Raw genomic sequence first — 25,734 nt, 5'->3', positions numbered from 1 at the left:
TCAGGGGGTGAGCAGTCTCTCCACAATCGCGGACACTGGCGCGATCGCAACGGTGCATTCTTCAGCCTGCTGATTCAACGACTTCAGACGCACCTCCCCACGCTCAGCCTCCTCATCGCCGAGCACCAACGCCCATTGAGCACCGCTGCGATCGGCCCGCTTGAACTGCTTACCGAAAGCCGAACCCGACGCATCCAACTCCACCCGCAGCCCAACGGCCCGCAGATCCCGTGCCAAGGCCAAGGCGACACGCTCGGCCTCCCCACCCCGGTTCACCAGGTAAACCTGAGGTGCAGCCGTCGCCGTTAGCCGGGCAGCGACACCCTGAGGATCCGCCTGCGCAGCGGCTTCCAACACCAGCAACAACCGTTCCATGCCGAGAGCCCAACCGATAGCTGGGGTCTGGGGGCCGCCCAACTGGCCGATCAGGCCGTCGTAACGACCACCACCGCACACGGTGGCCTGGGCCCCCAGTTGATCACTGGTGATCTCAAAGGCCGTGTGGCTGTAGTAGTCCAAGCCACGCACCAACCGGGGATTAAGCCGGAAGGGAATCCCAAGGGCAGTCAGACCTCGCTGCACCTCTTCAAAACGTTCACGGCTGGCATCAGACAGTGAATCAGCCAAGGTGGGCGCGTCCACCAACAGCGCCTGGGTGTCTTTGTTTTTGGAGTCGAGGATGCGCAACGGATTGGTGCTGAGCCGTGCCTGGGAATCGGGATCAAGAGCCTCAAACCGCTGCTCGAGCCAGGCCACCAGAGCATTGCGGTAGGAGTGCCGGTCCTCGGACGTACCGAGGCTGTTCAGTTCCAGCTGCAAGCCACCCACGCCAAGGCTGGCCAGCAGATCCCAGGCCAAAGCAATCACCTCTACATCGCTTCGGGCTCGTTCCGCCCCGAGCCACTCCACACCGATCTGGTGGAACTGCCGCTGCCGGCCCGCCTGGGGACGTTCGTAGCGAAACATCGGCCCCGCATACCAGAGCTTCTGGGCACCCTGGCTGAGCAAGCCGTGTTGGAGGGCAGCACGCACCACGGATGCGGTGCCTTCCGGCCGCAATGTGCAGGAGCGATCGCCCCGATCCTGAAAGCTATACATCTCCTTCCCCACCACATCGGTGCCCTCACCGATGCCACGGCAGAACAGATCCGTTGTCTCCAGGAGCGGCGTCCGGATCTCGCCGAACCCAGACCGATGGAACTGCTCCCGCGCCATGGCCTCCACCGCCTGCCAATGCTGAAGCGCCTCGGGCAGCAGATCCACCATGCCCCTGAGGCTCTGGAGCTGACTCACGTGCGGGATGCAGGTACAGCAGCTCAGTCTGCCGGGTGGCCTCAGGCCATGATGCTGCGACTCGCCACCAGATCCATCAAGGCCAGCTGTCGGGTGACACAGGCATTCAGTTCATAAGCGCGTTCGACCGTCTCGCGAGCGGCCACACCAAACGCAGCAGCGCGCTCTGAGTCGTTGAGCATCTCAACCACCGCCGCGGCCAAATCAGTGGGCGAAAAGAAATTCACCAGCACGCCGTTCTGACCGTGACGGATGACCTCCCGCACTGGAGCCGTGTCGGACCCCACCACTGCACAACCACAGCCCATCGCCTCCAGCAGGCTCCAGCTCATCACGAAGGGATAGGTGAGATAAACGTGACAGGAACTGAGCTGCAGCAAGGAAATGAACTGGCTGTAGGGCAATGCCCCCGTGAAATGCACCCGGCCAGGGTCGTATTGACCCTCGATCTCCGCCAGGAAGCGATCACTCCATTCGCCATCAGGGCATGCAGCGCCATAGCTCACTCCCTTGGTCTTACCAACAACGACCAACCGCGCTTCAGGGTGTAGCCGCTGCAGTTCAGGGATGGCTCGGATGAAGGTGTGGCAGCCCCGGTAGGGCTCCAGGCAGCGGTTCACAAAGGTGACGATCGGTTGGCCCTTCTCCAGAACGGTTCCATCAGGCAGCTTCAGCGGAGCCGGTGATGGATTGGGACTGGCCTGCTGAAGATCAACGCCGTCATGAATCACGCTGATTTTTCGGCGCCAGTGCTCCGGAAAGCTGCTGGCCTGGAAATGGGTGGGAGAGACGTTCCAATCGGCCTGCTCGAGAGTGAGATGCAGATAGGCGTTCTTCATGGTGAGCTTCGCCTGCTCTTGCCAACTGCCGTCGTCCTGAAATTCCGGATCGAAGTTGGAGTCGAAGCCGAACTCGTTGTAGAAAAATTCCTGGTAGCAAAGCAGTGGAGCATCGGGCCAGATCGCCTTCAGGAACAGTGGTTCACCCCATCCGGGATGGGCACAGATCAAATCGGGCGTGAAGCCCTTCGCCTTGAGCTGCTCAGCAGCACGGGCACAGCCCTCAGCTCGGATGATCTTGGTTTCCGTTTCCATCACCAGGGGATGAACACCCTTGGTGTTGCCGCGATCGAGGCGGTAACGGAAATGGTTGAGGCTCTCGGGCATTCCACGCCCGCGATCCAGAGCATTGATGCCCAAAGCCACCATTTGGTGCTGACCCTGCTGGGCCAGGCGCTGAATGATGTGGACGTACTGACCTGGAAAGTTCTGATGAACGAAAAGAATCCGCACGAATTCAGAGACGCTGAAGCGATTTCGCCTTGTCCTGGAATTCTCCCAACAGCAGTTGCAGGTAGGACACCTTGCGCAGCTTGATGTTCGCCGTCAGGCTCATGCCCACCTGCAGGGGCAAAGACGATCCAGTCTTGAGCTTCAGCTGTTGATCATCCAGCTGAATCGTGACCGGGAAACTGAGTTCCTGACGCTGCTCCTGAGGGTCAGGCTCCAGGGCATCGGAACCAATACGGGACACTTTGCCCTTGAGAACGCCGAAATCAGTGGAAGGGAAGGAGTCGATGCTGATGTCAGCAGACATGCAGGCATCACGGTCCTCCGGGCAATCCTTTGGCACCTGCACGAAACCGATCTTGTTGCTCGGCACCTCTACTTTCGCTTCGAGCGAACCCATCGGCACCACCTTCATCACCGTCTGGGTGGATTGGGCCGTAAAGCCACGGGAGGTGGGCTTGAGATCAAAGACCACACCATCAACAGGCGACCGCAGCTGCTGATATCGAAGGGTGACCCTGCTCTCCACGAAGCGTCCATTGAGATCGGCAAGCTCAGACTTCAACTGGGCCATCTGTTGATCGAGCAGAGCAATCTGACGCAGGCGTTCCGACTTGCTCTGCATCAGTTTGCCGCGGGTTTCAGCAACGATATTTTGCTGCTTGAGGTACTGCACTTCTGAGAAAGCACCAGCGGCCTGCAACTGCTCATAACGCTCCAAAATTTCAGCCTGAAGGGCGAGATTGTTCTCCAGCATCAGCACCTCTTCCTGGTTCATCTGCATGGTGTTGCGTTTTTCCTCCTCCTTGAGCGTCAGTTGCTCCTGTTTAAGCTTGATCGTCTTCTCCAAGCTGTTGCGGAGTTCCTCGCTGGCTTCGGTGTCCAGCTTCATCAACACCTGGCCAGCCTTCACCCGATCACCCTCCTTCACAAGGATCTGATCGGCCACACCTCCCACAGGCATCTGAATGTCCTGAACGGAACCAATCGGCTCGAGTTTGCCGGGGGCCACGACAATTTCTTCGGTACGAGCGAAGGCCAGCCAAGCCACCCCAAACACAGTGCTACCGATCAAGGCCCAGGTGACGGTGCGCATCCAGAAACGACCCTGTTGAAGGATCGACTCGTCGTAGATGGTGAGATCGGAGGCATCTTGCGGGGCACCGGGGTCGAAGCGGCGCAGAAAGTCGCGTGATGTGTTGACCAGGTTGCTGGAGCCCTGCTTAACGAGAGCCGTCACCTTTTGCGGATTCATCTTCATCAGGAACTCTCCTGCTGGCGGTAGAGGGCGTAGTAGCGACCGCGCTGGATGATTAATTCGTCGTGCGTGCCGACTTCAACAACAGCTCCCTGGTGAAGCATCACGATCATGTCGGCCTGACGGATGGTCGACAAACGATGGGTGATGAAAAAGACAGTGCGGTCGTTGAGATTGCTAAGAAGGTTGTCGCAGACCTTCCGTTCAGTTTCGTAGTCGAGGGCGCTGGTGGCCTCGTCCATCACCAGCAGCTTGGGGTTGCTGAGCAGGGTGCGAGCAATGGCAACGCGCTGTCGCTGTCCTCCGCTGAGGGCAGCGCCACGTTCACCCACAGGCGTGCTGTAGCCACTGGGAAGATCCATGATGAAGTCGTGGGCATTGGCGAGACGCGCAGCCCGCACGATCTCCTCACTGGAGGCTTCCGGATTGGTGAGCGCAATGTTGTCGCTCACGGTTCCGCTGAACAACAGAGGGTCTTGCGGAACGACGCCGATCTGACGGCGCAGGGAATAAAGCTCGACCTTTCCAATGTCGTAGTCGTCAATCAGGATCCGGCCTTCCTCAGGCGCATAGAGCCGGGGCAACAGTTTCATCAAGGTGCTCTTGCCACTGCCGCTCTGGCCAACGATGCCAACAAAGGTGCCTGCGGGAATCTCAAGATTCACCTCTTTCAGCACCTGCGGCTGCCCGGGGCGGAAGCGGAAGGAGAGATTCTCAAACCGCACATCCCCTCTGAGCGGAGGCAGCATCACCTTCGACTTATCAACTTCATCGGATTCCTCAGGCGTATCGATCACATCCGCAAGCCGTTCAAAGCTGACGCGCAACTCCTGGATGTTTTGCCAGATCGTGGACAAGCGCAGCAGGGGCTGGGTCACGTAACCGGAGATGATCCGGAACGCGATCAGCTGACCGAGGGTGAGATCGCCACTCAGCACCATGGAGGCACCGATCCAGAGCACCATCAGCTGAGAAATCTTCTGCAGCACCTGGCTGGTCTGATTCAGGGCCGTACCTGTAATCGTTTTCTCAAAGGTGCGGGCGATGTACTGGGAATAGAACCCCTGCCAGCGCCAGCGGCTGACCATCTCCACGTTCTGAGCCTTCACCGTCTGGATGCCGGTGAGCACCTCCACCAGATGGCTCTGGGTCTTGGCGTTTTCTTCGGCGGCAGCACGGAACTGACGGCGGAAAAGGGGAGCCCCCAGCACTGTCAGACCGATCTGGATCGGAAGAACGGAGAGGGCGATCAAGGTGAGCAGCCAGCTGTAGATCAGCATCACCGCGATGTAGATCACGGAAAAGGCGGCATCCAGGATGGTGGTGAGGGCCTGACCGGTGAGGAAGTTGCGGATCTTCTCCAGTTCAGCCACCCGGGTGCCCAGTTCGCCCACAGGGCGACGGTCGAAATAGCCCAGGGGTAGACGCAACAGGTGATCGATCACCTCAGCCCCGAGTCGCTGATCGATGCGGTTGGTGGTTTCAGCAAAAAGGAAGGTCTTAAGGCTGCCGAGCACCCCTTCCAGGATGGTGACCATCACAAGGGCAATACCCAGCACCTGCAGGGTGTCGAGGCTGCGCTGGCTGATCACCTTGTCGATGATCACCTGGATCAGCAAGGGATTGGCGAGGGTGAACAGCTGCACCACAAAGCTGGCAGCCAGCACCTGAATCAACACGCCGCGGTAGCGCTTCAGAGCGGGCCAAAACCAACCGGGACCGAACTTCTGATCGGGGCTGCTGTTGGACCGTTCCATCAAGAGCAGCTCGATCCCTTCGGTAAACTGCTCGGCCAGATCATCCGGCGCCAAGGTCACCATGCCCTGCTTGGGCGAGGCCAGCTGCAGCCCGCGCTCGTTGCTGGCGATCACCAGCGCAAATCCACCCTGCCAGGGCAGCATGGAGGGCACCTGGAGCCGGGTCCCTGCTGCCGCCGGAACCCGTGCAGCCATCACGTGGAGGCCAAGGCTTGCCGCCAGCTGACCGCAGAGCTGGAGAGTGGGGGTGAGACCGCGGCGGAAATTGTCCTGCAGGACTTTCTCGATCGCATCACGGCGGAACGGCAGCTTCATCAGCTGCGCCAGCATCTGGAAACAGGCCAGGGTTTCCTGGAGCGAACCCTCGGCTCGGATCAAACGCAGGTTGTCAACAACATTGCGCTCCGGACTGAAGCTGCTCACGGGAGGCAGCACTTCTGCGTCCTGAATGGACGAAGCGGAGACGAGTGAGCCAGAGCTGTTGGCCGGCATCTCTTCGGCGTTACCAGAGAAACCAGAGGCGGGCAGGGAAACCAACCGCAGCGAAAACGGCTCGCAAGCCGGAAGGCCAGTGGATGAACGGATGGGCTGACCGACCGTCAGGTCGCCCCAGGCACTGGTGACGAAAAGGAGCTTGCCAGCTGCCAGAGCCAAATCCACTGCTGCTTGATCAGGAGAACAACGCTCGGCCGATTGCAGGGCACCCTCCAGCTTTTCAAGTGCAAAGCTGTCGGCTTCAGGAGTCTTCCGCTCAAGAACCTCCAGCAGCTTGAGCAGTTCCTGGGGCCAGAGCTGTTGATCGCACCAGTAACGGAATGAGGCTTCGTTGGCATAGAGCTCGCTCCAGAGTTGATCCGAGATGGCACAAGCAATCACCTCCTCAGCAGCGATCACGTTTTCGCAGGGAGCACCGCACAGCAGGCTTGCGGCTCCGATCACACTGCCGGGGCCGAACTTGCCCACCGTGGTGAGACGGCCGTTATGACGACCAACAAGCCTGGCCTGGCCCTGGAGGATGACCAGGATTCGAGCTGGGATGTCGTTGGGATCTGACAACTGACCCCCGAGATCAAACCGGAGCACACGGCAAGAATTCTCCAAATTGGAGAGCGAGGCTTCGGAGACGCCCCGGAAGGCCGGATGCTCCAGCAATGGGAAAGGCGGTGTCTGGGTCATCGGGAGATGCTGAAGTCGATAAAGCCGCTGGTGGAAGATGGTTCTGAGGTTTCGGAACCCAGCTGGCTCAAGCTGGCGGTGGTTTCTTGGTCAACCCAGATGTCGAACATCTCCTGGCACATCTGGTCGGAGACCTCATCGGTGAATGTCGCTGGCGCATAACGCTCCATCCGCACCACCAGCCACCAGTCCGCGATCCGAAAGGGTTCCAACAGGACGCCTGGCTGAGCGACCCGCAGCTTCTCGACCAAAACCGGATGCGCCTGGGTGAGGGAGACGGGGCCGACGATTCCGTTGGTGTTGCGTTCCGGTCCCTCGGCGTAGCGCCTGGCCAGGTCAGCGAAGTTGGATTCGCCGGATTCGATCTGCAGGTACAGCTCTCGGGCCAGAAAGCTGTTCTCGAGGCGAAGCAGGCTGTAAATCACCTGATCCAGTTCGTTCTTTCGTTCAAGGAAACGGGCCTCCGCCTTGGCTGCGAAACGCTCCCGCATCAAGCTGCGACGGCGGATGCTGTGGCGAAGACGCTCAAGAACCTCGTCTTCGCTGCGGCCCAGCATCTCCAGCAGATCCGCCCACTGAGCCAGGCCATCGAACCCACGCTGCTGGAGCAAGACCACCCGAGCCTGCTCCAACTGCTCTTCGGAAACCACGACGTGCGCAATCGCCTGGCTGGTCACCATCTGCTCCACCAAGGGCTTGAGCAAGTTGAAGCGATCGAGCAGAGCCAGACCCTCAGCACCGATTGTTCGCTGCAACTCCGGAACCACTGTTCCGCTATTCACAAGCCCAGCGCAATGGGCGAAAACTAGGTTGAATCGCTTAAGGCGTCAGCCTTTTGCATGCAAGCTGATTCAGAATCATCAGATCAAAACGGATGACGACATGGGCCGGCGCTTCCTCATCACCGGCGGTGCCGGATTTATTGGGAGTCACACCTGCCTTGTGCTGCTGGAACAGGGCCATGAGCTTGTGGTGCTGGACAGTTTCGACAACAGCAGTCCCGAAGCTCTGCGGCGGGTGCAGGAGCTGGCGGATTCAACCCAGCTGACCCTGGTGGAGGGGGACGTGCGCAACCCCAGCGCCGTGGATCAGGCGTTCAGCACGGCCGGAAGCGTGGATGGCGTGATTCATTTCGCCGGACTAAAAGCCGTTGGGGAATCGGTCGCCAACCCACTCCTGTACTGGGATGTGAATGTGAACGGCAGCCGCGTTCTTGCTGCAGCGATGGAGCGCCATGGATGCCGAACCCTGGTCTTCAGCAGCACATCCACCGCCTACGGAGAACCCGAGACATTCCCATTGCTGGAAAACATGCCAACGGCGCCAGTGCACCCCTATGCCCAGACCAAAGTGGCAGTGGAACAGATGCTGGCTGCCCTCTGCCGCTCGGGCTCCTGGCAGGTGGCCTGCCTGCGTTATTTCAATCCCGTCGGCGCACACCCCAGTGGACGAATCGGTGAAGACCCGCTGGGCATTCCCAACAACCTGTTCCCCTTCATCACGCAGGTGGCGGCAGGACGCCGCGAGCGATTGCGCGTCTTCGGCCAGGACTACCCCACACCGGATGGCACAGGCATCCGCGACTACTTACATGTGATGGATCTGGCCGAAGCCCATGGCATGGCCCTTGACCACTTGTTCAAACGCCAAGCGTCCGAGCCCTTGACGCTCAACATCGGCACCGGCCGTGGACTAAGCGTGCTGGACGTGGTGCACGGCTTCGAACAGGCCACAGGACTGACCATCCCCTACGAGGTGGTGGAGCGTCGACCCGGCGATGTGCCCCGCCTGGAGGCCTGCCCCCAGACCGCGCAAACCGTGCTCGGTTGGAGCGCCCGCCGAAGCCTGGAGGAGATGTGCCGTGATGGCTGGGCCTGGCAGCAGGCCAATCCAACGGGGTATCGGCCCAACCCATGACTGCAGCTGGTGGGCTGATTTTGGCCGGCGGCGGACACAGCCATGCGCTTCTACTCAAACGCTGGGCCATGCGGCCGGAGCGACGCCCACAGCACAGCATCACGCTGGTCAACCGGACCAGCACAGTCCTGTATTCCGGGATGGTGCCAGGGTTGATCGCCGACCTCTACAAGCGAGACGAGCTCGCCATCGACCTGCGCCAGCTCTGTGACCGGGCCGGGGTGGCCTTCGTGGAAGCGGAAATCACGGGATTGAACCCTCAGGCCAAATGTCTGAGGCTGCGCGATCGGCCTGCACTTCACTTCAATTGGCTCAGCCTGGACGTGGGATCCGTGAGCCGACCAAGCGCCGCTGGGATCCCAATCAAGCCCTTGGAAGCGTCGCTCGCCTTTCTCGAAAGCGAAAATTCAGCTGATCCGAAGCCCCTGCGGGTGATCGGAGCGGGAGCTGCCGGCCTGGAAGTCGTCCTGGCACTGCGACGCCGCTGGCCGCAGCGAGAGTTGCAACTGCAACAGCGCAGCGGCCAGCTCGATCCAGGCATCCAAGAGGTGCTGCAACGGGCCCGGATCGCATTGATCGAGAACGACACTCCAGACAGTGGTCCCAACCTGCTCTGCACAGGAAGCCAGGGGCCTGACTGGCTGACGACGACCGGCCTACCGCTGGATCCCAATGGCCGGATCCGCACCGATCGCTACCTGAGGGTGGAAGACCATCCATCCCTGTTCGCCAGCGGCGACTGTGCCGTGATCAGCGCATCACCCCGCCCGGCATCAGGGGTATGGGCAGTACGCGCCGGACGCCCCTTGGCCACCAATCTGGAAGCGGTCTGCCAGGGCCAACCCGTGCGCCCCTGGCACCCACAACGCCAAGCACTGCAACTGATCGGCAGTCATGAAGATGCCGCCTGGGCGCGGTGGGGTAGCTGGCGACTGGGGCCATCCCCTCTGCTCTGGCGCCTGAAGCAACGCATCGATCGCGCCTTCATGGCTGGATTTCTGCAGCCGGCGTCCATGGCCGATGCAGCCCCGATGGCCTGCCGGGGCTGCGCAGCCAAGCTGGCGGCCCAACCCCTGGCCGCAGCACTGGAGCAAGTGGGGCTGGGGGGACAGCCCGAAGACGCCGCCTCTCTTCCCGGCAGTGAAGAGCTGCTTCAGAGCATGGATGGCTTTCCGGCCCTGGTGAGTGACCCCTGGCTTAACGGCCGGCTGACGGCCCTGCATGCCTGCTCGGATCTCTGGGCCTGCGGTGCTGCTGTCACTAGCGCCATGACAACGATCACGCTGCCAATGGCCTCAGCCAATGAGCAGCAGGAGCTGCTGGTGCAGACCCTGGCCGGCATCCGCTCGGTGTTGGATGAACAGGGCGCCGAGCTGATCGGTGGACACACGATGGAATCCCGCAGCGCTTCACCGGTGCCAGCAAGCCTTGGGGTGCAGATCACCCTCACGGTGAACGGCAACAGCCCCAAATCACCCTGGCTGAAAACGGGCATGCACCCAGGAGATGCCCTGCTGATTAGTCGACCCCTTGGCACCGGGGTGCTGTTTGCAGGAGCTATGAGTGGCGCCACCAAGGCGGCTGATCTGGATAATGCGCTGGGGACCATGGCTTACAGCCAGCACACGCTGCTTGAGCAGCTTGAGCCGATCCGCGAGGGCATTCACGCCTGCACCGACATCACCGGTTTCGGCCTGCTTGGGCATCTGGGCGAAATGCTCCAGAACAGCCCAGAACTGACCGTCAAGCTGGACGGTTCTGCCATCCCTGCGTATCCCGGTGCACTGGAACTGTTCGAACGCGGCGTCTCCAGCACGCTGGCCCCCTCCAACCGAGCTGCCTGGCGATGGCTGGAGGGCCCGGTTCAGCTGAAACAACATCCCTCCGCAGCCCTACTTGAGCTGCTGGTGGACCCGCAAACATGCGGCCCCCTGCTGCTGGGCTGCACCGCCGAAGCCGCGGCACAGCTCACTCAGAACGGCCCATGGCTTCAAATCGGCAACGCAACAGCCGCCCATGGGTGAGGTCGTTGACTTGCGGTTCGCAGTGGAAACCCGCCTGCTCAACCTGTGATAGCAGAGGTTTGAGCTTGCGCTCCATGGCCGGCGGCGGCCCACTGCTGGCCAGCCAAAGCTGCTGCGGCAGATCCTGACCCTTCAGCCGTTGCGTCAGATCCGCCTTTCCGCCCCAGGGCGATGAAGGCGCAGGAATCCGACCCATCGCCAGCTCCATCCGGTCGCTGAGGTTGAACAGACGCGGGCGGGGGCTGTAGCGCTCCTCCAACCCACTGGTGCGCTGACTGAGCAGCCAGAACTGGTCCTGTTCCCGCACACCACCGACGCCAGCATCGAGCTCGCTGAATCCCGGGCCCCACCAGCTGATTAACAACAAACTCAACACAACAAGACCACAGCCGCGGCCCAAACGATTGAGCTCCAGAGCACCGATCTGCACCGCCACAACGGGAACCACAGCCGGCAACAGCACGACGAAATAACGGCTGAAAGCCATCGGCTTTACGAACGACACGGCAACAACCCCAAGAACCATCAACAGGGACGGCATCAAACCGCTTCGATCAAGCAGTTCCCAGCTCGGCCAAGGCAGACGGCGCAGCCCTCCCCAACGCCGCAGAGAAACCAGTAACAGCAGAATCAGGGCCAATTTGGGTAACGGCCAGAGACCAAGGCCGCGGGCCAAGGTCTCCTCAAACAAGGCGTAATCCGGCACGCCAATCCAACTGCCAGCCCGGGAGCTGAATAAATAGTCCGCGGCGTAAGCCATCCAGGCCAAGGCCGGGATGGCTCCGATCAAGGCTGCGGCAGCAGATGTCCAGCGGCGCTGCCAGCCATCCCAAGCCGCGGCCGCAAGCACCAGAAACAATCCATAGAAGTGGGTCAGTCCGGCCAGCACGGCCACCGCCCCGTAAGCGATGGGATGGGCCGAACGGCGCCACCACCAGGCCAGAGCCACCAACAGCACAAGCACGGCATAGCTCTTGCCCTCGATCGCAAAACGGATCGGATACGGGCTGCAAAAGGCCAACAGCATTGCTGTGGCCGCCACCCTGGTTCTTGCTCCCACCTGGGCAAGGGCCATCGCCTGACGGACCATCACCAGGCCACCGGCCAGATACGCCAGCCAAGACAGCAAGCGAAGGCTGACTGGGCTCTGGCCGACCCAATGCCCCCAGAGCCACAGCAGGCCGTAGTAAGCCGGGGGATGGGTGTCTTCCCGCAACATCGCCAGCAGGCTGCGGAAGCTGGGCTGAAAACTTTTGCCGACGCTGTAGAGCTCATCGCTCCAGAGGGCCGTGGCATCGATCAACAGCAAGGCCCGCAGACCAAAGGCCAGACAAAGGGCCACCACCACCAAAATCCAGCTGCGTTTCATCGGCTGCGGTCCTGAGCAGCACTGCGCTGCCGGCGCAACTCTTCACCGATCCCAGGCCCGGGTTGCCATCCAGCAGCAATCAGGTCGCGCGCTGTCTGCGGCGCCTGAATCCTGCGCCAGCGCCCCCACCAGCGCAGCAGCGGTTTCCATTGCTTTAGGCGGAGGGTCACCGCTAGAGCCACCGCCTCCGGCGGCCAACCCTGTTGTTCAAGGGCCGTGGACCAGATCGACGGAGTGGCCTCCAAAGGTGGGGGCGTCTCAACCAGCCAGTCGCAGAGAGCCACACACTGCTGAAGCCATTGCTGTTGTCGGCCAGGAATTTGCAGCCGTTGGGCGACAGCAACCGGATCTGCTGCTCCCACGAGAAGAGCCGGCATCAAGGGAAGACCTAGCCGTTGGGCCCAGTGCAGCCGCTGCATGCGTCCTGGATCCTGCTGAAGCTGGGGGTCCAACAGCAGCAAGGCCTGCCATTGCTCCAACAAGTCCAGCGCCTGCGGCCAGGGTTCCCGCTCCAGCAGCCGCTCCAACTCCATCCGCAGACGACTGGCAAGAGCCGGCGGAGCCGACAACGCTGCATCACGGTGGCCCCAGGCCCATGGCCACTGCTTAATGGTGCTGCGGATCTGCTCACTGCTCTCCTGCGCGAGCTGGAACCCAAGCCGGGCGGCGTAACGGGCAGCGCGGATCACCCGGGTGGGATCGTCCTGCACGCTGCCCGCGTGCAAGAAGCGGAGCTGGCCTGAGGCCAGATCCTCCTGGCCATTGTGGAGATCAATCAGCTCACCGGTCACCAGATCGAGGGCCATGGCATTGATCGTGAAGTCCCGGCGTGCGAGGTCAGCCTGGAGGGTTCCCGCTCTCACCACGGGATTCTCCGCAGGGGCGGGGTAGTGCTCCTGCCGCGCCGTAGCCAGATCCAGGGGAATTCCATCCAGCTGAAACGCCACCGTGCCGAAAGCCCCATGCTCCTGAACACAACTGATGCGCTTAGAGCCGAGCTGGCGATCCAGTTCCGCCACTAACGCAGCGGCATCTCCCTCAACCACCCAGTCCAGATCGGGAACACCCGACCAGACGCGCCCACAGCGCTGATGCAGCAGCTGATCGCGCACAACCCCGCCAACAAGGGCCAAACGCGGGATGCCGAGTGATCGCGCAGCACCCTGCAACGCCTCCAGAACGGAAGACGGCACACCTGGAAGATCCATTGCAGGGCGTGCAGGAGAATGGGCCGATCATCACGGATCAAGTCCTTGTCCGCACTCACCCGCTGCCTTGAGGAGGAAGCCTCAGCGATCGCTGCCGCTGCCGCACGCTTGAGCAGCGACCAGGTGGAAGCCGCCCTGGCCCTGCTGGAGCGCTGTGCAGACCGTAAGGCCAAGCTTGTGATTACTGGTGTGGGCAAGAGCGGAATCGTGGCCCGCAAGATCGCAGCCACGTTCTCGTCCATCGGGCTCATGGCCCTATTCCTCAATCCCACCGATGCACTCCATGGCGATCTGGGTGTGGTGGCCGCCGAGGACGTCTGTCTGCTGCTCTCCAATAGCGGAGAGACCACCGAACTGCTGGAGGTGCTGCCCCACCTGACCCGACGGGGAACCGGGCGGATCGCCATCGTCGGACGGGCTGACTCCTCCTTGGCCCGCGGCAGTGACGTGGTGCTGGAAGCCGGTGTGGACCGGGAAGTGTGTCCTCTAAACCTGGCCCCCACCGCCAGCACAGCCGTAGCCATGGCGATCGGGGACGCCCTGGCAGCCGTGTGGATGGAACGACGCGGCATCTCACCGGCGGATTTCGCCCTGAATCACCCCGCCGGATCCCTGGGCAAGCAGCTGACCCTCACGGCCGCCGACCTAATGGTTCCCGCCAGCCAACTGCATCCTTTTCAGCCCCATACCCCCTTGCCCGAAGTAATCGGCGGGCTGACGCGCGACGGCATCGGCAGTGGTTGGGTTGAAAACCCAGACAGCCCGGGGAGCCTGCTGGGCATCCTCACCGATGGCGACCTGCGCCGTGCCCTGCAGGATCACGGCGCTGAAACCTGGAGCCAATTAACGGCAAAGGATCTGATGACCGCCGATCCGATCACAGCAAAGGCCGATGTTTTGGTGGTGAAGGCTCTGGAGCAGATGGAACACAACCGACGAAAACCCGTCTCCGTGCTGCCCGTGGTGAATCAAGAGCACCAACTGATGGGCCTGCTGCGCCTGCACGATCTGGTTCAGGCCGGTCTCGCGTGAAAAAACTGCGCTGGTGGTTGCTACGGCGCCGCCTGAGATCAATTGAACTGCTCGTGCTGGACGTGGATGGCGTCCTCACCGACGGAGGCCTCTGGTTCGATGCCGAGGGGCAGCTGATCAAACGCTTCGATGTGCGCGATGGTCTTGGGATCCGCCTGCTTCAACAGGCGGGGCTTCATATCGCCTTCCTCAGTGGTGGCCAGGGAGGAGCGACAGAGGTGCGTGCCCGGCAACTGGGCATCAGCCATTGCCTTGTCGGCATCAAGGACAAGCCGGCGGCCCTCACAGCCCTGCAAAACGAACTGGGAGTTAGCGCCGAGCAAACGGCCTTTGTGGGCGATGACCTCAACGATCTGGCCGTCAGGCCGGTGGTGGCACTGTTGTTCGCACCCGCCGACGCCTGTTGGCCCGTCCGGCGCGGTGCCGATGCGGTGCTCCGCCGTCAGGGCGGCCATGGGGCCGTCCGTGAGCTGGCGGAGCGCATCCTTCAGGGGCGTGGACGCTGGGGCCGCTTACGCCGCGACGGCTGGAAAGACCGCAACGATTGAGGTTTAGAGGTCAGACCATCGCCCGGGCCTGTTCGAGCTGCTCGGCGGTGTCCACCGACAGCGACGTGCCCTGAACCCGGAAGGTGGCGATAGTAAGGCCAGCCTCGATCAGCCGCAGCTGCTCGAGGCGTTCGAGATCCTCCAGTGGTGATGCCGGCAGCTGATCCCATGCGGCCAACACATCTCCCCGGAAGCCGTACATGCCCACATGCCCCCAGTAGGTGGTGTGCTGATGCCAATCCGCCTCGGCCACATCGCGCACATGGGGGATGGCGGAGCGCGAGAAATACAGGGCGCGGCCGTCGTGGGCCAGCAACGTTTTCACGACATTGGGGTTGTGCACCGATTCAGGCTTCAGCCCGTAAACGGGAGTAACCACTGCTGGCACAGGATCCTGACTCCGAAATTCCTCAGCCATGGCATCGATCACGGCAGGATCGATGAACGGTTGATCGCCCTGAACGTTGATCACGGCGGTCTCTTCGGCCACGGGGACCGCATCTCCCCAACCCAAGGCCATCAATGGATGGGCCACTGAAGCGATGCGCTCACTACCGGAGTTGCAGGATTCCGCGGTCATCAGCACCGGAAACCCCCATCCCTCAGCCAAGGTCTGAAGCTTGGCGCTATCGGTGCACAGCACCACCGCTTCAACGCCGCTGGCCTCACGGCAGCGTTCCAGAACACGCTGGATCATTGGTTTGCCACCAATGTCAGCCAACACCTTGTTGGGCAGTCGAGATGACTGAAGCCGGGCCGGAACGGCCACCACACACTTACGAATCGCCATCAATCCCAGAGTTTCATTGCATCGTCGCGGGCGCTGAACCATTCAGCGGCCAGGGGGCCTCCCATGGTGCGCTGTTCGCGGAACCAGGGGCCTCCCAGGGTCCAGTGCAGCATCGGGGCAGCCTGCTCGGACTCCGGCGGAGCCTGCACATCCACTAGATGGTTCCAGCCCCCCTGGATGGCGCCGATCTCATGGTCACCCTCGAGCCAGTGGAAGCGGTGCAGCTCAAGCCCCGTTGCCGTGTTCACGTAATCAGGCGTGAGTTTGGTGCAGCGGCTGCAGTTGAGCAGCATCAGGGAACTCCAGTTCTTCTTGGGGTAGGGGCTCTGCACCTCGCCGAGAAATTTCACAGTCTCCCCAGGCACATGCTCGTGCTGCACGCACATGGCGCCATAGGCGTCATCGCGCTGATCCCAGAGCGCCTTGATGTCGGCCCGGCAGAGCATGTCGCAATCCATGAACAGGGCCCAGCCCTGATACCCCATCAGATGGGGTACGAGAAAACGCGTGAAGGAAAACGCTGTGCTCTGCTTGGGGTCCCGTTCGCGCCTGAACAACCCTTGAGCCTCCAACTGCGGGGTCACCAGCGGCGTGATCGCCAGAGGAACACTGCTGTTCTGGTACAGGCTGTCGATCAGGACGTTGGTGGCGGCCCTCTCTCTTGGGTCGTAGCCGATGAAAATAGGAATCGGCTGGCTGATGGTCGACACAGGCCGGGGATGGCTGTTGGGGAGATTAAGCGGTGGTCACGGGTTCGATCGGTGCCAGGCGCGGATCGAGGATCTTGGGGCCCATCCCCGCAAACTTGACCGCGATCGACACTTTCTCGCCGCTGCCGAAGGTGTGGGTGATTTCACCAACCCCGAAGCTGGCGTGGATGACCTGATCGCCGACCTGCCAGCTGCGGCCTGGAGCAGGGCCGGCCTGCCGGCGACGCACAGCATTGGCGGGGGCCGATGTCGGCTTGTCGCGGTCCACCCGGGTGAGCCGGTCGAGGCGGCGTTCACGCCGGAGCGCCGCCCCACCGGTCTGCGGGATATCGCCCTGGATCAGGGCTTCCGGCAGCTCTGAGAGAAACACTGAAGGCACCGCCGCTTCACGCATGCCGCCCCAGAGACGACGCTCACAGGCATGGGAGAGGAACAGACGTTCCTTGGCTCGAGTAATGCCCACATAACAAAGCCGGCGTTCTTCCTCCAGCGAGGCCGGGTCATCCAGGGATCGGTAACTGGGGAACAATCCCTGCTCAAGACCCACCAAGCACACCACAGGGAATTCGAGGCCCTTGCTGCTGTGCAGGGTCATCAAGGTGACGCGATCGGCCGCCGTGTCTTTGCTGTCGGCATCGCTGGAGAGGGCCGCCGTGGCCAGGAATCCCTCCAGGTCACCCTCCTCGTTTTCCTCCTGGTACTGGAGAGCGGCATTGACCAGTTCCTGGAGGTTGCGGCGCCGCTCATCAGCCTCATCGGTGCCATCGGCAATCAACTCACTGACGTAGCCGCTCTTCTCCATCACCTGCTGAATCAATTCCGATGGCGCTACATCACGGCTGCGGGCTTTCAGATCGTTCACCAGCTCACAGAACTGGAGAAGCCCCTTGGCGGAGCGGCCGCCGAGGGAGCGCACCGCCTCGGGATCACTCACCACATCCCAGAGCGGGATTCCCAGTTGATTGGCCGCATCGGTGAGGCGCTGAATCGTGGTCTTACCGATGCCTCGTTTGGGCACATTGATTACCCGCAGCAGGCTCACGGTGTCAGCCGGATTCACCAACAGCCGCAAATAGGCCAGCAGATCCTTGATTTCACGCCGGTCGTAGAAGCGCAGCCCCCCCACAACGATGTAAGGGATGCCCCAGCGCACCAGAGATTCCTCAATCGCACGGGACTGGGCATTGGTGCGATACAGCACCGCCATATCGCCCCAGCTCAACTCGGGGTTGGCGGCTTCCATCGTGCGCATGCGGTGCACGACGGCTTCCGCCTCGGCGATCTCGTCGTCACAGCGGGTGAGGGTGATCAGCTCTCCTTCCCCGCGGGTGGGACGGAGCACCTTGTCGATCCGTTCGCTGTTGTTGGCGATCAAGGCATTCGCTGCCTCGAGAATCGTGGCGGTGGAGCGGTAGTTCTCCTCCAGCTTCACCATCGTTCGGGTGGAGTCATCCGGTGCCTGATCGCCGAAATCGTCCTGGAACCCCATCAGGATCGTGAAGTCAGCCGCTCGGAAGCTGTAAATGCTCTGGTCGGCGTCACCAACTACAAAAACCGAGCGGCCTGACCAGTCCTCAACATCCTGAGGCTCCTTGCCGTCGGTGACCAGCAGCTTGATCAAGTCGTACTGGGTGCGGTTGGTGTCCTGGTATTCATCCACGAGCACATGGCGAAAACGGCGGTGCCAGTAGCTGCGCACCTGCTCGTTCTGCTGGAGCAACTGCACAGGCAGCAACAGCAAATCGTCGAAATCCAGAGCGTTGTTGGCCGCCAAGGCTTTGCGGTAACGCCGGTAGACATCGGCCGTGAGCTTGCCCCGCTGGCCTTCGGCATTCGCCTCCAGCTGGTCCGGCAGCCAACCCTGGTTCTTGGCATTGCTAATGGCCCAGCGGGTCTTCTTGGGCTCGAACCGCTTGGGATCCAACTGCAGCTCCTGGGTCACGATCTCCTTCACCAGGCTCTGGGCGTCCGCTTCGTCGTAGATCGAGAACTGCTTTGTCCAGCTGAGTCCTTCGGCGTCCTTGAACTTGTCGATGTCGTAGCGGAGCATCCGCGCAAACAGAGCGTGGAAGGTGCCGATCCACAGCTCCTTGGTCACCTCCCGGTAGATGCGTGAACGCAACTGACGTTGCTCCACTGGTGGAAGGGTGCTCCAGGGCTGGCCGTACTGGCTTTGGGCCAAACGCTGCGCAAGGAGAACCTCGAGCCGCTCCTTCATCTCGCGGGCGGCTTTGTTGGTGAAGGTCACCGCCAGGATCTGGGCGGGATCAGCACCGTGCTCACCGATCAAGTGAGCAATCCGATGGGTGAGGGCGCGCGTTTTTCCACTGCCAGCGCCTGCCACCACCAGCAGGGGCCCCTCGTGATGGTCTACAGCCCGTCGCTGGGCGTCGTTGAGGCCGGCCAAAAAGCTCATGGGTGGAGATTAGTGGTGCTTAGATGCCTCCAACGCAGCTGCGATGGCCTTCCTCTGAGCTTCGACTTGACCCAGGCTCTGCAGGCCAAGGTCGTCGACCTGGTCGAACCCAAACCCGATCAAGACATTCGCTAGGCCATGCGAGACACGACCACGGTCTTTGAACAACGCTGGACCTTCTGGCTGTCAACGCTGTCTGGAACCGCATTGATTATCAGCCCATGCCTGGCGCTTTGGCTTCAGTCCGGCACAAGCGGATTCAGCACTCTTCCAGAAACGACAAGGGAATCTCTACTGAGCCAATACAACGCCATCGCCCATGGGGGATGGATCGCTGTTTTGGCTGTTCTTGCTGGACTGCTGATTCATTCAATCGTCAAAACCAGCACAGAGGACGAGAGACCAGGGCCACAAAAGTCCTGGCCATTTGCGGTCACAGATTTCATCAAACAACATCCAGTTGTCACGGTTGTCCTGACAATTTATGTGGTGCTGATGATTCAGGAAAGCAGCTGGTTCTATAAAGAAATTCTCACTTGGTATAACGAGATACTCAACGACCAGCTCCTGAACAATTTCAGCATCAGGGAAAGGCTGATCAACGAAACGATGGGACGCAATGACTTTCGCTTCTTTCCTCTTTCGCATCAAGATCTTCACATCCTCAGCTGGGTGACGCCCTACACCAAGGTCTGGTCACTGGTGAGCGCCCTTGAACTCATCGCCACCATCATCCTGGGCTGCAAGCTGATTGAACGGATCAAGAAAAACGGCACTAGCGCTTCACTCATCCTGATGGGAACGCTTCTGTTCCTCTTCACAAGTGCATCCGCTTACAACTATTTTCAATTCATATACAGCGAGAGATTTCTCACATTTCTGCTCGCGCTATACGCCTATCACTACTGCATTTACCTGGACTCAGGCCAGCCTCGGAACGGTCGACTCGCACTACTTTTCGCGCTGTTTATCCCATTTTTCAAAGACACGGCCGTGCTTCTGGCCGTCATCCCTCCAGCAAACACGCTCATCGCCGGCGGCCTTGGAGCCATACCCAACCGCCCAGCATGGGGATCGATCAAGCCCTCCCAATGGAGAGAGGCTTATGCGTTGGACATCGCAATCGTCAGCCTGGCGCTGTTCTTTCTGGCCTCGTTTGCGATTCTCAGTGCTCTTCCCAGCCTTGCCGCAGATGTACCGCGCTATGACGCACATCTGGGCTTTTCGGTCCTGGCACTGGATGTTCGCATGATCGTCTTGCTGGGCTTCATCGCAATACGATTCTGGCTGATCTGTCGCAGACAAGCCAACGTCACCGCCCTCGATGGGTTCAACATTGCCGCACTGGCCTATGGGTTTGCCCTGTATGCCTTGGTGGGCCTGGAAGGCAGCAACTACATGAGCCTGCCAATTCAGTTTGTTGCCGTTCTCGACATCTTGATGATCTGGGAAAGCCTTGTGGCACCGAAGCTGCAACAACGCATCAACAGTCGTCAGGCTCAAGCTGTTGCCCTCGGCACCACGTTGCTGCTGCTGAACATTGAAGATCGACAAGCCGCCACATTCCGACAACGCGCACAACTAATCAGCTGGAAACAACGTTCATGGCGAACAACCCTGAACGAAGCCAGAGCCATCACACAACGCGCCAAAGAGAATGGCGAAACCGTCAACCTCATCTACTCCAAAGGATGGTTCAAACATTCCGATCAGATGAAAGCTCTGACCTACGACCGTCTTGTGTATTACGACATTGACACCCGGCGCTACATCATCAAAGCCGGCATCGGGAAAGGGGAGCTCTACACACCTCAACCAGGCGATTATTTGGTCGACTTTGACACGGGCAAAAAACTAACCAAATACGGCATTGATCTCTCCAACTACGACGTGCTCTATCAAGAGGATCCAAACCGTGAATACGCACGGATCTTCCGCCGCCGATGATCCACCCAGAAGCGAATGGATTGAAGGCGGGTAGGCTCGCCGATCATTGGACGTGCTTAAAACCGTGGCGCATCAGATCCAACTGGGTGACATCACATTCGCGAACGACCGTCCCTTCGCCCTGCTGGGTGGCGTGAACGTTCTCGAAGATCTCGACTTCGCCCTGCGTTGCGCCGGCCACTACAAAGACGTCTGCGGAAGGCTGAACATCCCGTTGGTGTTCAAGGCGTCCTACGACAAGGCCAACCGTTCCTCCATTCATTCCTTCCGGGGCCCCGGCCTCAACGAAGGGCTGCAGATCCTCCAGGCGGTGAAGGACACCCACGGCATTCCAGTAATCACGGATGTGCACAGTCCGGAGGAAGCCGTGGCTGCCGCCAAGGTGGCGGACATCATCCAGCTGCCGGCTTTCCTGGCCAGGCAGACCGATCTGGTTCGCGCCATGGCGGACACCGGCGCAGTAATCAACATCAAGAAGCCCCAGTTCCTCAGCCCGGAACAGATGCGCAACATCGTGGACAAATTCCGCGAATGCGGGAACGAGAAGCTGCTGCTGTGCGAGCGGGGAACCAACTTCGGTTACGACAATCTCGTGGTGGACATGCTGGGCTTCGGCGTGATGAAACGCACCTGCGATGACCTGCCGCTGATCTTTGATGTCACCCACGCCCTGCAGTGCAGAGATCCAGGTGGTGCTGCCTCAGGCGGACGTCGCGGCCAGGTGGTGGACCTGGCCCGCTCTGGCATGGCGGTTGGCCTGGCTGGTTTGTTCCTGGAAGCACACCCAGACCCGGCGCAAGCCCGCTGCGATGGCCCCAGCGCCCTACCTCTTGATCAGCTGGAACCATTTCTCACGCAGGTCAAAGCCATCGACGATCTGGTGAAGGGCATGCCACTACTTCAGATCAACTGATGCGAGTTCAAAGGGCAGAACGTCTTGGCCTCTGACGCAACCTTTCTGCTCGGCGTTGGTGCCCAGAAAGCAGGAACCTCCTGGCTACACGATCAACTGCATCGCCGTAGCGACGCCGATTTTGGTTTTCTCAAGGAGTACCACGTCTTCGATGCTCTCGAGCTGGAGCGGTTTGCCGGCTTCAGGCCCAAGCGCCCCTCACCACTGAAGTGGCGCACCTGGCGTCGGGCGCGATTCATCGCAAATCCCGAGCGCTACTTCGACTACTTCGCCTCACGGCTCAAGCCAGCCAAGATCCGCCTGACAGGAGACATCACCCCCTCCTATGCCGGGTTGAGCGCTGAAAGCTATCAGCGCATCCAGAAAGCCTTCGCGCAACGGAACGTGAAAACGCGGGCGGTGTTCATCATGCGCGACCCAGTGGAACGGTTCTTGTCGCAACAACGCATGCAACTGCGCAAGCGTGGTTTGCTCACACCCGCGCATGAAATCGAGCACCTGAACAAAGCCAGCCTCAAGCTGCTCAAACGTGAATCTCCACGAAACGATTACCCCGCAACCCTCGATGCAGTGCGGGGCGGACTTGCTGAATCGGAGATCTTCATCGGCCTGTACGAAACCCTGTTCAAACCAGCGACACATCGAGAGTTGTGCCGGTATCTCGGCATCCCGGAACACGTCCCTGATTTGAGCCACCGCGTGAATGCCAGTCAGGCCACCACGTCGGTGCCGCGGGAAGTGCTTCAGCGCCTGGGCCGGCATTTCGCCCCTTTGGTGACGGCTGTGCAGGAGCGCTGCCCGGATCTGAACGTTGAGGAGCACTGGGCCACCGCCATGACCTGGCGGGAGGCCTAAGGCCATCAGCGGCGGAGCAGGTCGTTGAAATACACCAGGCGGCGGTTCATCCGGGCCACCCCGGGCAAGAGCAAGCCGAGATGCGCAGCCGTGGGCCCTGGCTCCGCCAGCCAGGCACCGTCGTAGGCAATCTTTCGACTGCGATCCGCATCGAAACGCACCCGGTTTCCCGCGAGAATGTGACTGCTGCTGTTCAGACCAGGCGCCAGCATCGTCTCTTGGAACTCGATGGACAGCCAGGAGCAGAGCAACTGCAAACTGCGCTGGGGCTGAAGCGCAAATTCCTCATATCCGAGACGAAACACCGGGTACGAAGACTGCCGAAAGGCCCGTTCAAACTTGGCGTTGACACGCCACCAGCGCGCCAGCTGACGCGCTGCCGGCCAGCGTTGGCCTGCCTTACGGCCGGCCTGCGCCCGGGAATGAACCCAGGAGCGCACATCGCGCACGAGATGGATGATCCGGATGTCAAACAACGCCTCGGGCAACCGCGTCATCTGCAGATCATCCTGATACGAGTCGACATGCCATACCGCCTCACCGGCGTGGGGTGAATCCATCAGCAGCCGCTGCACTTTCTCCTGCATCGGCGCTTGGTCGTGCAAGCGCAACCACTCAAGCTGAGGGCCCCAGATTGGGCACTCCGCGGCAACGACCCCACAGGTGCAACGCCGCTCAAACCGGTGAGCACCGCGCAGTTGGCTGGGCCCGCGATGCTCATCCCCCGGCCGTGGCGTCGCCAGAATTCGCGCCGCCTCACCCAGGCCAATGATCTGCGGATGCGCCCCCAGGGCCAAATCCAACATTGTTGTGCCGCTGTGGCCGAGACCACGAATCAGCAGCAACTTCAATCGCTTGCTGCTCATCGGCTATGGCCCACCAGATCGTTGAGAAGCATTGTGATCTGATCCACGTGATGGGCCACGGTGAACCGAGCCTGAGCCCGCAGCTGCCCAGCCGCACCCCAAGCAGCCGCGAGATCCGGCTGATCCACCAGCAAGGCCATCGCCTCCGCCATCGCCTGACGGTCACCTTCCTCCACCAGCCGCCCGGTCTGCTGATCCACAACCACATCAGGAATCCCGCCATGACGGGTGGCCACAACGGGCAGACCGCAAAGTTGAGCTTCCATCACGGAGACCGGGCATCCCTCCTCATCCCCATCCTCCGCCGTGCGGGAATGCTGGACAAACACCCGTGCACGACGCATCTCCTGGGCCACCGCATCGGGTGACAGCACGCCAGGGAACTGAACAAACTGCTCAAGGCCGAGCTGGCGGGCCCTGTCCTGCACGAGGGGGAACAGAGGTCCATCACCCACCATCACCAAGCTGCAGGCATCGGCCTGGTCCGTCAGGCCCCGTAAGAGTGCAAAGGCTTCCAGGGTGTCCAGCGGACCCTTTTTGGACACAAAGCGGCCCACCGCCAGAAACCGTGGTGGCATGGAGGCGGGAGTGGCCCCCTGAAACCGCTGCTCATCGGCACCGGATGGACTGATCAAAAGCTGTGCCGGCTTGGCACCCAGGGCGACCAAACGACTCCACATCGTCTGGTTCTTGACGATCACAGCCGAGGTGAGCTCAAACAAACGGCGATAACGCTGCTCCAGGCGCCTCACGTAACGCTCCGCGGAAGCATCGGCTCCGCGGAAGTGAACCGCCAGGGGAACTCCCGTGCGGGCCAGCTCCATCACCCGAACGGCATGAAAGCCGAACTCCACCATCACCACATCCGGCCGGTGGCGGCGCACCAACAGCACAGCCACGACGGACGCGGGCAGGGTGGCCAGCCGAAGCCAACCCAACCGGGTGCAGACCTTGCTGGTGAGGACCGCCAGGCCATACAGCGCTTTGAGGGGCTCGCGCCAGGGAATCTCATCCCCGAAACAGGCCTCCACCGCAAACGGCAAGCGGACCAAATTCGCGCGCACGAAGGTTTCCGTCCGCGCCCGCCGGGTCGGCGCCAGCACTAGAACACGTGCTGTCATGACAAGGCCAGGATCGACCGCCAGAGCGGCTCCAACTGGGGCCAATCCAACGCAGCGATTCGCTCCCTGGCCGCCGCACCCATGCGTCGGCAACGCTCTGGATCCGCGGCCAGCGACTTCATGGCTGCAGCCAGAGCGACAGGATCATCGCTCGGCACGACCAAACCGCTCACCCCCGGTTCCACCAACTCCAATGGACCTGGCGAGGCATTCGTCACGATCACGGCCAGACCAGCAGCCATGGCCTCCAGCAGAGCATTGGGCATGCCTTCAAAACGGGAAGGCAGCACAAACACAGCCGCTGCCAGCAGGAAGCGCTCCGGATCAGAGCGGAACCCCAGCAATCGCAGCTGATCCGACACGCCCAGATCCTGCGCCTGCGCCTGCAATCGGTCGCGCTCCGGTCCATCACCCACCAACGTGACGGGCCAAGCCGCTGCAGCGCCGCTCAACCTGGGTAAGGCTTCAATCAACACATCCAGCCCCTTCTGGGGCACCAACCTGGCCACGGTGATGAAGCCGATGGCGTTGGTCGTCCCGCTGTCGACGGCAGGTGCAGGCGCACAGGGCAATGGATTGGGCAGCAGGGCTAAACGCTCCCAGGGCCCCATGGATTCCAAAGCCGTGAGAACGCCTGCTGTGTTGGCGGTCACTACATCCGCCCGGCGATAGGCAAGGGGCCGCAGGCGTTGCCACACCTCCGGCAGCAGCTGAAGCGAGGGATCGTTGCGCTCCGACACCACGAGGTGGATCGGCAAATCCCAGGCGGCACAACAACAGGTGATGTTGGTGCGGGTGAGCAGGGCCAAGACCCGATGGGGCCGCTGACGGCGGAACTGCCGGCGCAGCTGCCGAAAGCGAAAACCAGCTGTCGCCTCGGTTCCGACTCGAAACAGCTGCATGGCCAGGCCCTGCGCCCCTGGATCAACCCGGGCTTGGAACCAGCCGGCAAACCAGCGAAGCTGCAGCTGAAAGACCAGTCGGATCAGCTTGTCCAATTGGGCAAGGGCAAAACGACCAGCGCGGGCCCACCAGGAGCGATGGGTCGGTGCTCCCAGTTCAAGCAGTGGGATCCCTTCGGGAAGGGCGTGGGCCACGGCATGCCCTGGGATGAGCGTGACCAGCTTCACCTTCAATCCCTGAGCGGCGAAATGACGGGCGGCAATCAGAGCCACTTTCTGAGCGCCCCCCGCCCCCAGATGCGGCAGCACCAGCCACAGATCATCACGGCTTGAATTCACGACC

20 protein-coding genes are annotated in these 25,734 nt (G+C 61.2%); 7 read left to right on the top strand and 13 right to left on the bottom strand.

Features of this window, described 5'->3' with window-relative positions:
* The 5 genes from hisS to FZZ90_RS06510 are packed head-to-tail and all read right to left on the bottom strand — an operon-like array spanning position 1 to position 7,555.
* On the bottom strand, positions 1-1,293 hold the full coding sequence (gene hisS, locus FZZ90_RS06530) for a histidine--tRNA ligase (protein WP_226424909.1): 1,293 nt from the start codon (positions 1,291-1,293) through the stop codon (positions 1-3).
* 41 nt (positions 1,294-1,334) lie between these two features.
* A complete protein-coding gene (locus FZZ90_RS06525; protein WP_226424908.1) occupies positions 1,335-2,585 on the bottom strand; it encodes a glycosyltransferase family 4 protein in 1,251 nt (416 codons plus the stop codon).
* Between the two features lie 4 nt (positions 2,586-2,589).
* The gene (locus tag FZZ90_RS06520; RefSeq protein ID WP_226424907.1) at positions 2,590-3,843 is read right to left on the bottom strand and encodes an HlyD family secretion protein; all 1,254 of its coding nucleotides are present in this window, start codon (positions 3,841-3,843) and stop codon (positions 2,590-2,592) included.
* The gene (locus tag FZZ90_RS06515; protein WP_226424906.1) at positions 3,843-6,773 is read right to left on the bottom strand and encodes a type I secretion system permease/ATPase; all 2,931 of its coding nucleotides are present in this window, start codon (positions 6,771-6,773) and stop codon (positions 3,843-3,845) included. Before FZZ90_RS06515 ends, FZZ90_RS06520 begins: the two co-directional genes overlap by 1 nt.
* Positions 6,770-7,555: a peptidylprolyl isomerase gene (locus tag FZZ90_RS06510; RefSeq protein ID WP_226424905.1), complete on the bottom strand. Its 786-nt coding sequence runs from the start codon at positions 7,553-7,555 to the stop codon at positions 6,770-6,772. The genes FZZ90_RS06515 and FZZ90_RS06510 overlap by 4 nt, the downstream gene beginning before the upstream one ends.
* 100 nt (positions 7,556-7,655) lie before the next feature.
* On the opposite strand from FZZ90_RS06510, the gene galE reads away from it, so the two are divergent.
* Positions 7,656-8,690 (top strand): UDP-glucose 4-epimerase GalE, encoded by a 1,035-nt coding sequence (gene galE / locus FZZ90_RS06505; RefSeq protein WP_226424904.1) that lies wholly within the window; start codon positions 7,656-7,658, stop codon positions 8,688-8,690.
* Positions 8,687-10,714, top strand: a complete 2,028-nt coding sequence (selD, locus tag FZZ90_RS06500) for a selenide, water dikinase SelD (protein ID WP_226424903.1) — start codon at positions 8,687-8,689, stop codon at positions 10,712-10,714. Before galE ends, selD begins: the two co-directional genes overlap by 4 nt.
* Here selD and FZZ90_RS06495 read toward each other — a convergent pair.
* Together FZZ90_RS06495 and FZZ90_RS06490 are read right to left on the bottom strand one after the other, a co-directional pair.
* Positions 10,659-12,083, bottom strand: a complete 1,425-nt coding sequence (locus FZZ90_RS06495) for a hypothetical protein (protein ID WP_226424902.1) — start codon at positions 12,081-12,083, stop codon at positions 10,659-10,661. The genes selD and FZZ90_RS06495 overlap by 56 nt on opposite strands.
* Positions 12,080-13,291: a CCA tRNA nucleotidyltransferase gene (locus FZZ90_RS06490; protein ID WP_226424901.1), complete on the bottom strand. Its 1,212-nt coding sequence runs from the start codon at positions 13,289-13,291 to the stop codon at positions 12,080-12,082. The genes FZZ90_RS06495 and FZZ90_RS06490 overlap by 4 nt, the downstream gene beginning before the upstream one ends.
* 18 nt (positions 13,292-13,309) lie before the next feature.
* Here FZZ90_RS06490 and FZZ90_RS06485 point away from each other — a divergent pair, with 18 nt between their 5' ends.
* Positions 13,310-14,323, top strand: coding sequence for an SIS domain-containing protein (locus tag FZZ90_RS06485; RefSeq protein ID WP_226424900.1), 1,014 nt, complete (start codon positions 13,310-13,312; stop codon positions 14,321-14,323).
* The gene (locus tag FZZ90_RS06480; protein ID WP_226424899.1) at positions 14,320-14,871 is read left to right on the top strand and encodes an HAD-IIIA family hydrolase; all 552 of its coding nucleotides are present in this window, start codon (positions 14,320-14,322) and stop codon (positions 14,869-14,871) included. The genes FZZ90_RS06485 and FZZ90_RS06480 overlap by 4 nt, the downstream gene beginning before the upstream one ends.
* A 10-nt stretch (positions 14,872-14,881) precedes the next feature.
* On the opposite strand, the gene kdsB is transcribed toward FZZ90_RS06480, so the two are convergent.
* The 3 genes from kdsB to FZZ90_RS06465 are packed head-to-tail and all read right to left on the bottom strand — an operon-like array spanning position 14,882 to position 18,787.
* Positions 14,882-15,661: a 3-deoxy-manno-octulosonate cytidylyltransferase gene (kdsB, locus tag FZZ90_RS06475; protein WP_226424898.1), complete on the bottom strand. Its 780-nt coding sequence runs from the start codon at positions 15,659-15,661 to the stop codon at positions 14,882-14,884.
* A complete protein-coding gene (locus FZZ90_RS06470) occupies positions 15,661-16,371 on the bottom strand; it encodes a hypothetical protein (RefSeq protein ID WP_226424897.1) in 711 nt (236 codons plus the stop codon). The genes kdsB and FZZ90_RS06470 overlap by 1 nt, the downstream gene beginning before the upstream one ends.
* Positions 16,372-16,396: 25 nt before the next feature.
* Positions 16,397-18,787 carry a UvrD-helicase domain-containing protein gene (locus tag FZZ90_RS06465; protein WP_226424896.1) on the bottom strand — a complete coding sequence of 797 codons (2,391 nt, stop codon included), beginning with the start codon at positions 18,785-18,787 and terminating at the stop codon, positions 16,397-16,399.
* A 138-nt stretch (positions 18,788-18,925) separates the two neighbouring features.
* Between FZZ90_RS06465 and FZZ90_RS06460 the strand changes: the two genes are divergently transcribed.
* The 3 genes from FZZ90_RS06460 (at position 18,926) to FZZ90_RS06450 (ending at position 22,502) form a co-directional block, all read left to right on the top strand.
* Entirely contained in the window at positions 18,926-20,734 is a 1,809-nt protein-coding gene (locus FZZ90_RS06460; RefSeq protein ID WP_226424895.1) for a hypothetical protein, read from the top strand.
* A gap of 64 nt (positions 20,735-20,798) precedes the next feature.
* Positions 20,799-21,647 carry a 3-deoxy-8-phosphooctulonate synthase gene (gene kdsA / locus FZZ90_RS06455; RefSeq protein WP_226424894.1) on the top strand — a complete coding sequence of 283 codons (849 nt, stop codon included), beginning with the start codon at positions 20,799-20,801 and terminating at the stop codon, positions 21,645-21,647.
* A gap of 24 nt (positions 21,648-21,671) precedes the next feature.
* Positions 21,672-22,502, top strand: coding sequence for a sulfotransferase family protein (locus FZZ90_RS06450; protein ID WP_226424893.1), 831 nt, complete (start codon positions 21,672-21,674; stop codon positions 22,500-22,502).
* A 5-nt stretch (positions 22,503-22,507) separates the two neighbouring features.
* Here the strand turns inward: FZZ90_RS06450 and FZZ90_RS06445 are convergent, their stop codons facing one another.
* Genes FZZ90_RS06445 through FZZ90_RS06435 form a run of 3 tightly spaced genes read right to left on the bottom strand, consistent with a single transcriptional unit; the run spans position 22,508 to position 25,730 of the window.
* Positions 22,508-23,368 carry a sulfotransferase gene (locus tag FZZ90_RS06445; protein WP_226424892.1) on the bottom strand — a complete coding sequence of 287 codons (861 nt, stop codon included), beginning with the start codon at positions 23,366-23,368 and terminating at the stop codon, positions 22,508-22,510.
* The gene (locus tag FZZ90_RS06440) at positions 23,365-24,489 is read right to left on the bottom strand and encodes a glycosyltransferase (protein WP_226424891.1); all 1,125 of its coding nucleotides are present in this window, start codon (positions 24,487-24,489) and stop codon (positions 23,365-23,367) included. The genes FZZ90_RS06445 and FZZ90_RS06440 overlap by 4 nt, the downstream gene beginning before the upstream one ends.
* Positions 24,486-25,730 carry a glycosyltransferase gene (locus tag FZZ90_RS06435; RefSeq protein WP_226424890.1) on the bottom strand — a complete coding sequence of 415 codons (1,245 nt, stop codon included), beginning with the start codon at positions 25,728-25,730 and terminating at the stop codon, positions 24,486-24,488. The genes FZZ90_RS06440 and FZZ90_RS06435 overlap by 4 nt, the downstream gene beginning before the upstream one ends.
* Between the last annotated feature and the right edge of the window lie 4 nt (positions 25,731-25,734).

This window comes from Synechococcus sp. MU1617 (assembly GCF_020514235.1).
Classification (GTDB): domain Bacteria; phylum Cyanobacteriota; class Cyanobacteriia; order PCC-6307; family Cyanobiaceae; genus Parasynechococcus.
Note: the sequence above shows the minus strand (reverse complement) of the source record. Positions and strands in the feature narration are given on the sequence as shown.

What these genes read in the sequence shown, in the direction of transcription:
- FZZ90_RS06520 (WP_226424907.1), bottom strand. Translation starts at nt 3,843, where the DNA reads ATGAAGATGAATCCGCAAAAGGTGACGGCTCTCGTTAAGCAGGGCTCC.
- FZZ90_RS06515 (WP_226424906.1), bottom strand. Translation starts at nt 6,773, where the DNA reads ATGACCCAGACACCGCCTTTCCCATTGCTGGAGCATCCGGCCTTCCGG.
- galE (WP_226424904.1), top strand. Translation starts at nt 7,656, where the DNA reads ATGGGCCGGCGCTTCCTCATCACCGGCGGTGCCGGATTTATTGGGAGT.
- selD (WP_226424903.1), top strand. Translation starts at nt 8,687, where the DNA reads ATGACTGCAGCTGGTGGGCTGATTTTGGCCGGCGGCGGACACAGCCAT.
- FZZ90_RS06495 (WP_226424902.1), bottom strand. Translation starts at nt 12,083, where the DNA reads ATGAAACGCAGCTGGATTTTGGTGGTGGTGGCCCTTTGTCTGGCCTTT.
- FZZ90_RS06490 (WP_226424901.1), bottom strand. Translation starts at nt 13,291, where the DNA reads ATGGATCTTCCAGGTGTGCCGTCTTCCGTTCTGGAGGCGTTGCAGGGT.
- FZZ90_RS06485 (WP_226424900.1), top strand. Translation starts at nt 13,310, where the DNA reads ATGGGCCGATCATCACGGATCAAGTCCTTGTCCGCACTCACCCGCTGC.
- kdsB (WP_226424898.1), bottom strand. Translation starts at nt 15,661, where the DNA reads ATGGCGATTCGTAAGTGTGTGGTGGCCGTTCCGGCCCGGCTTCAGTCA.
- FZZ90_RS06465 (WP_226424896.1), bottom strand. Translation starts at nt 18,787, where the DNA reads ATGAGCTTTTTGGCCGGCCTCAACGACGCCCAGCGACGGGCTGTAGAC.
- FZZ90_RS06460 (WP_226424895.1), top strand. Translation starts at nt 18,926, where the DNA reads ATGCGAGACACGACCACGGTCTTTGAACAACGCTGGACCTTCTGGCTG.
- FZZ90_RS06445 (WP_226424892.1), bottom strand. Translation starts at nt 23,368, where the DNA reads ATGAGCAGCAAGCGATTGAAGTTGCTGCTGATTCGTGGTCTCGGCCAC.
- FZZ90_RS06440 (WP_226424891.1), bottom strand. Translation starts at nt 24,489, where the DNA reads ATGACAGCACGTGTTCTAGTGCTGGCGCCGACCCGGCGGGCGCGGACG.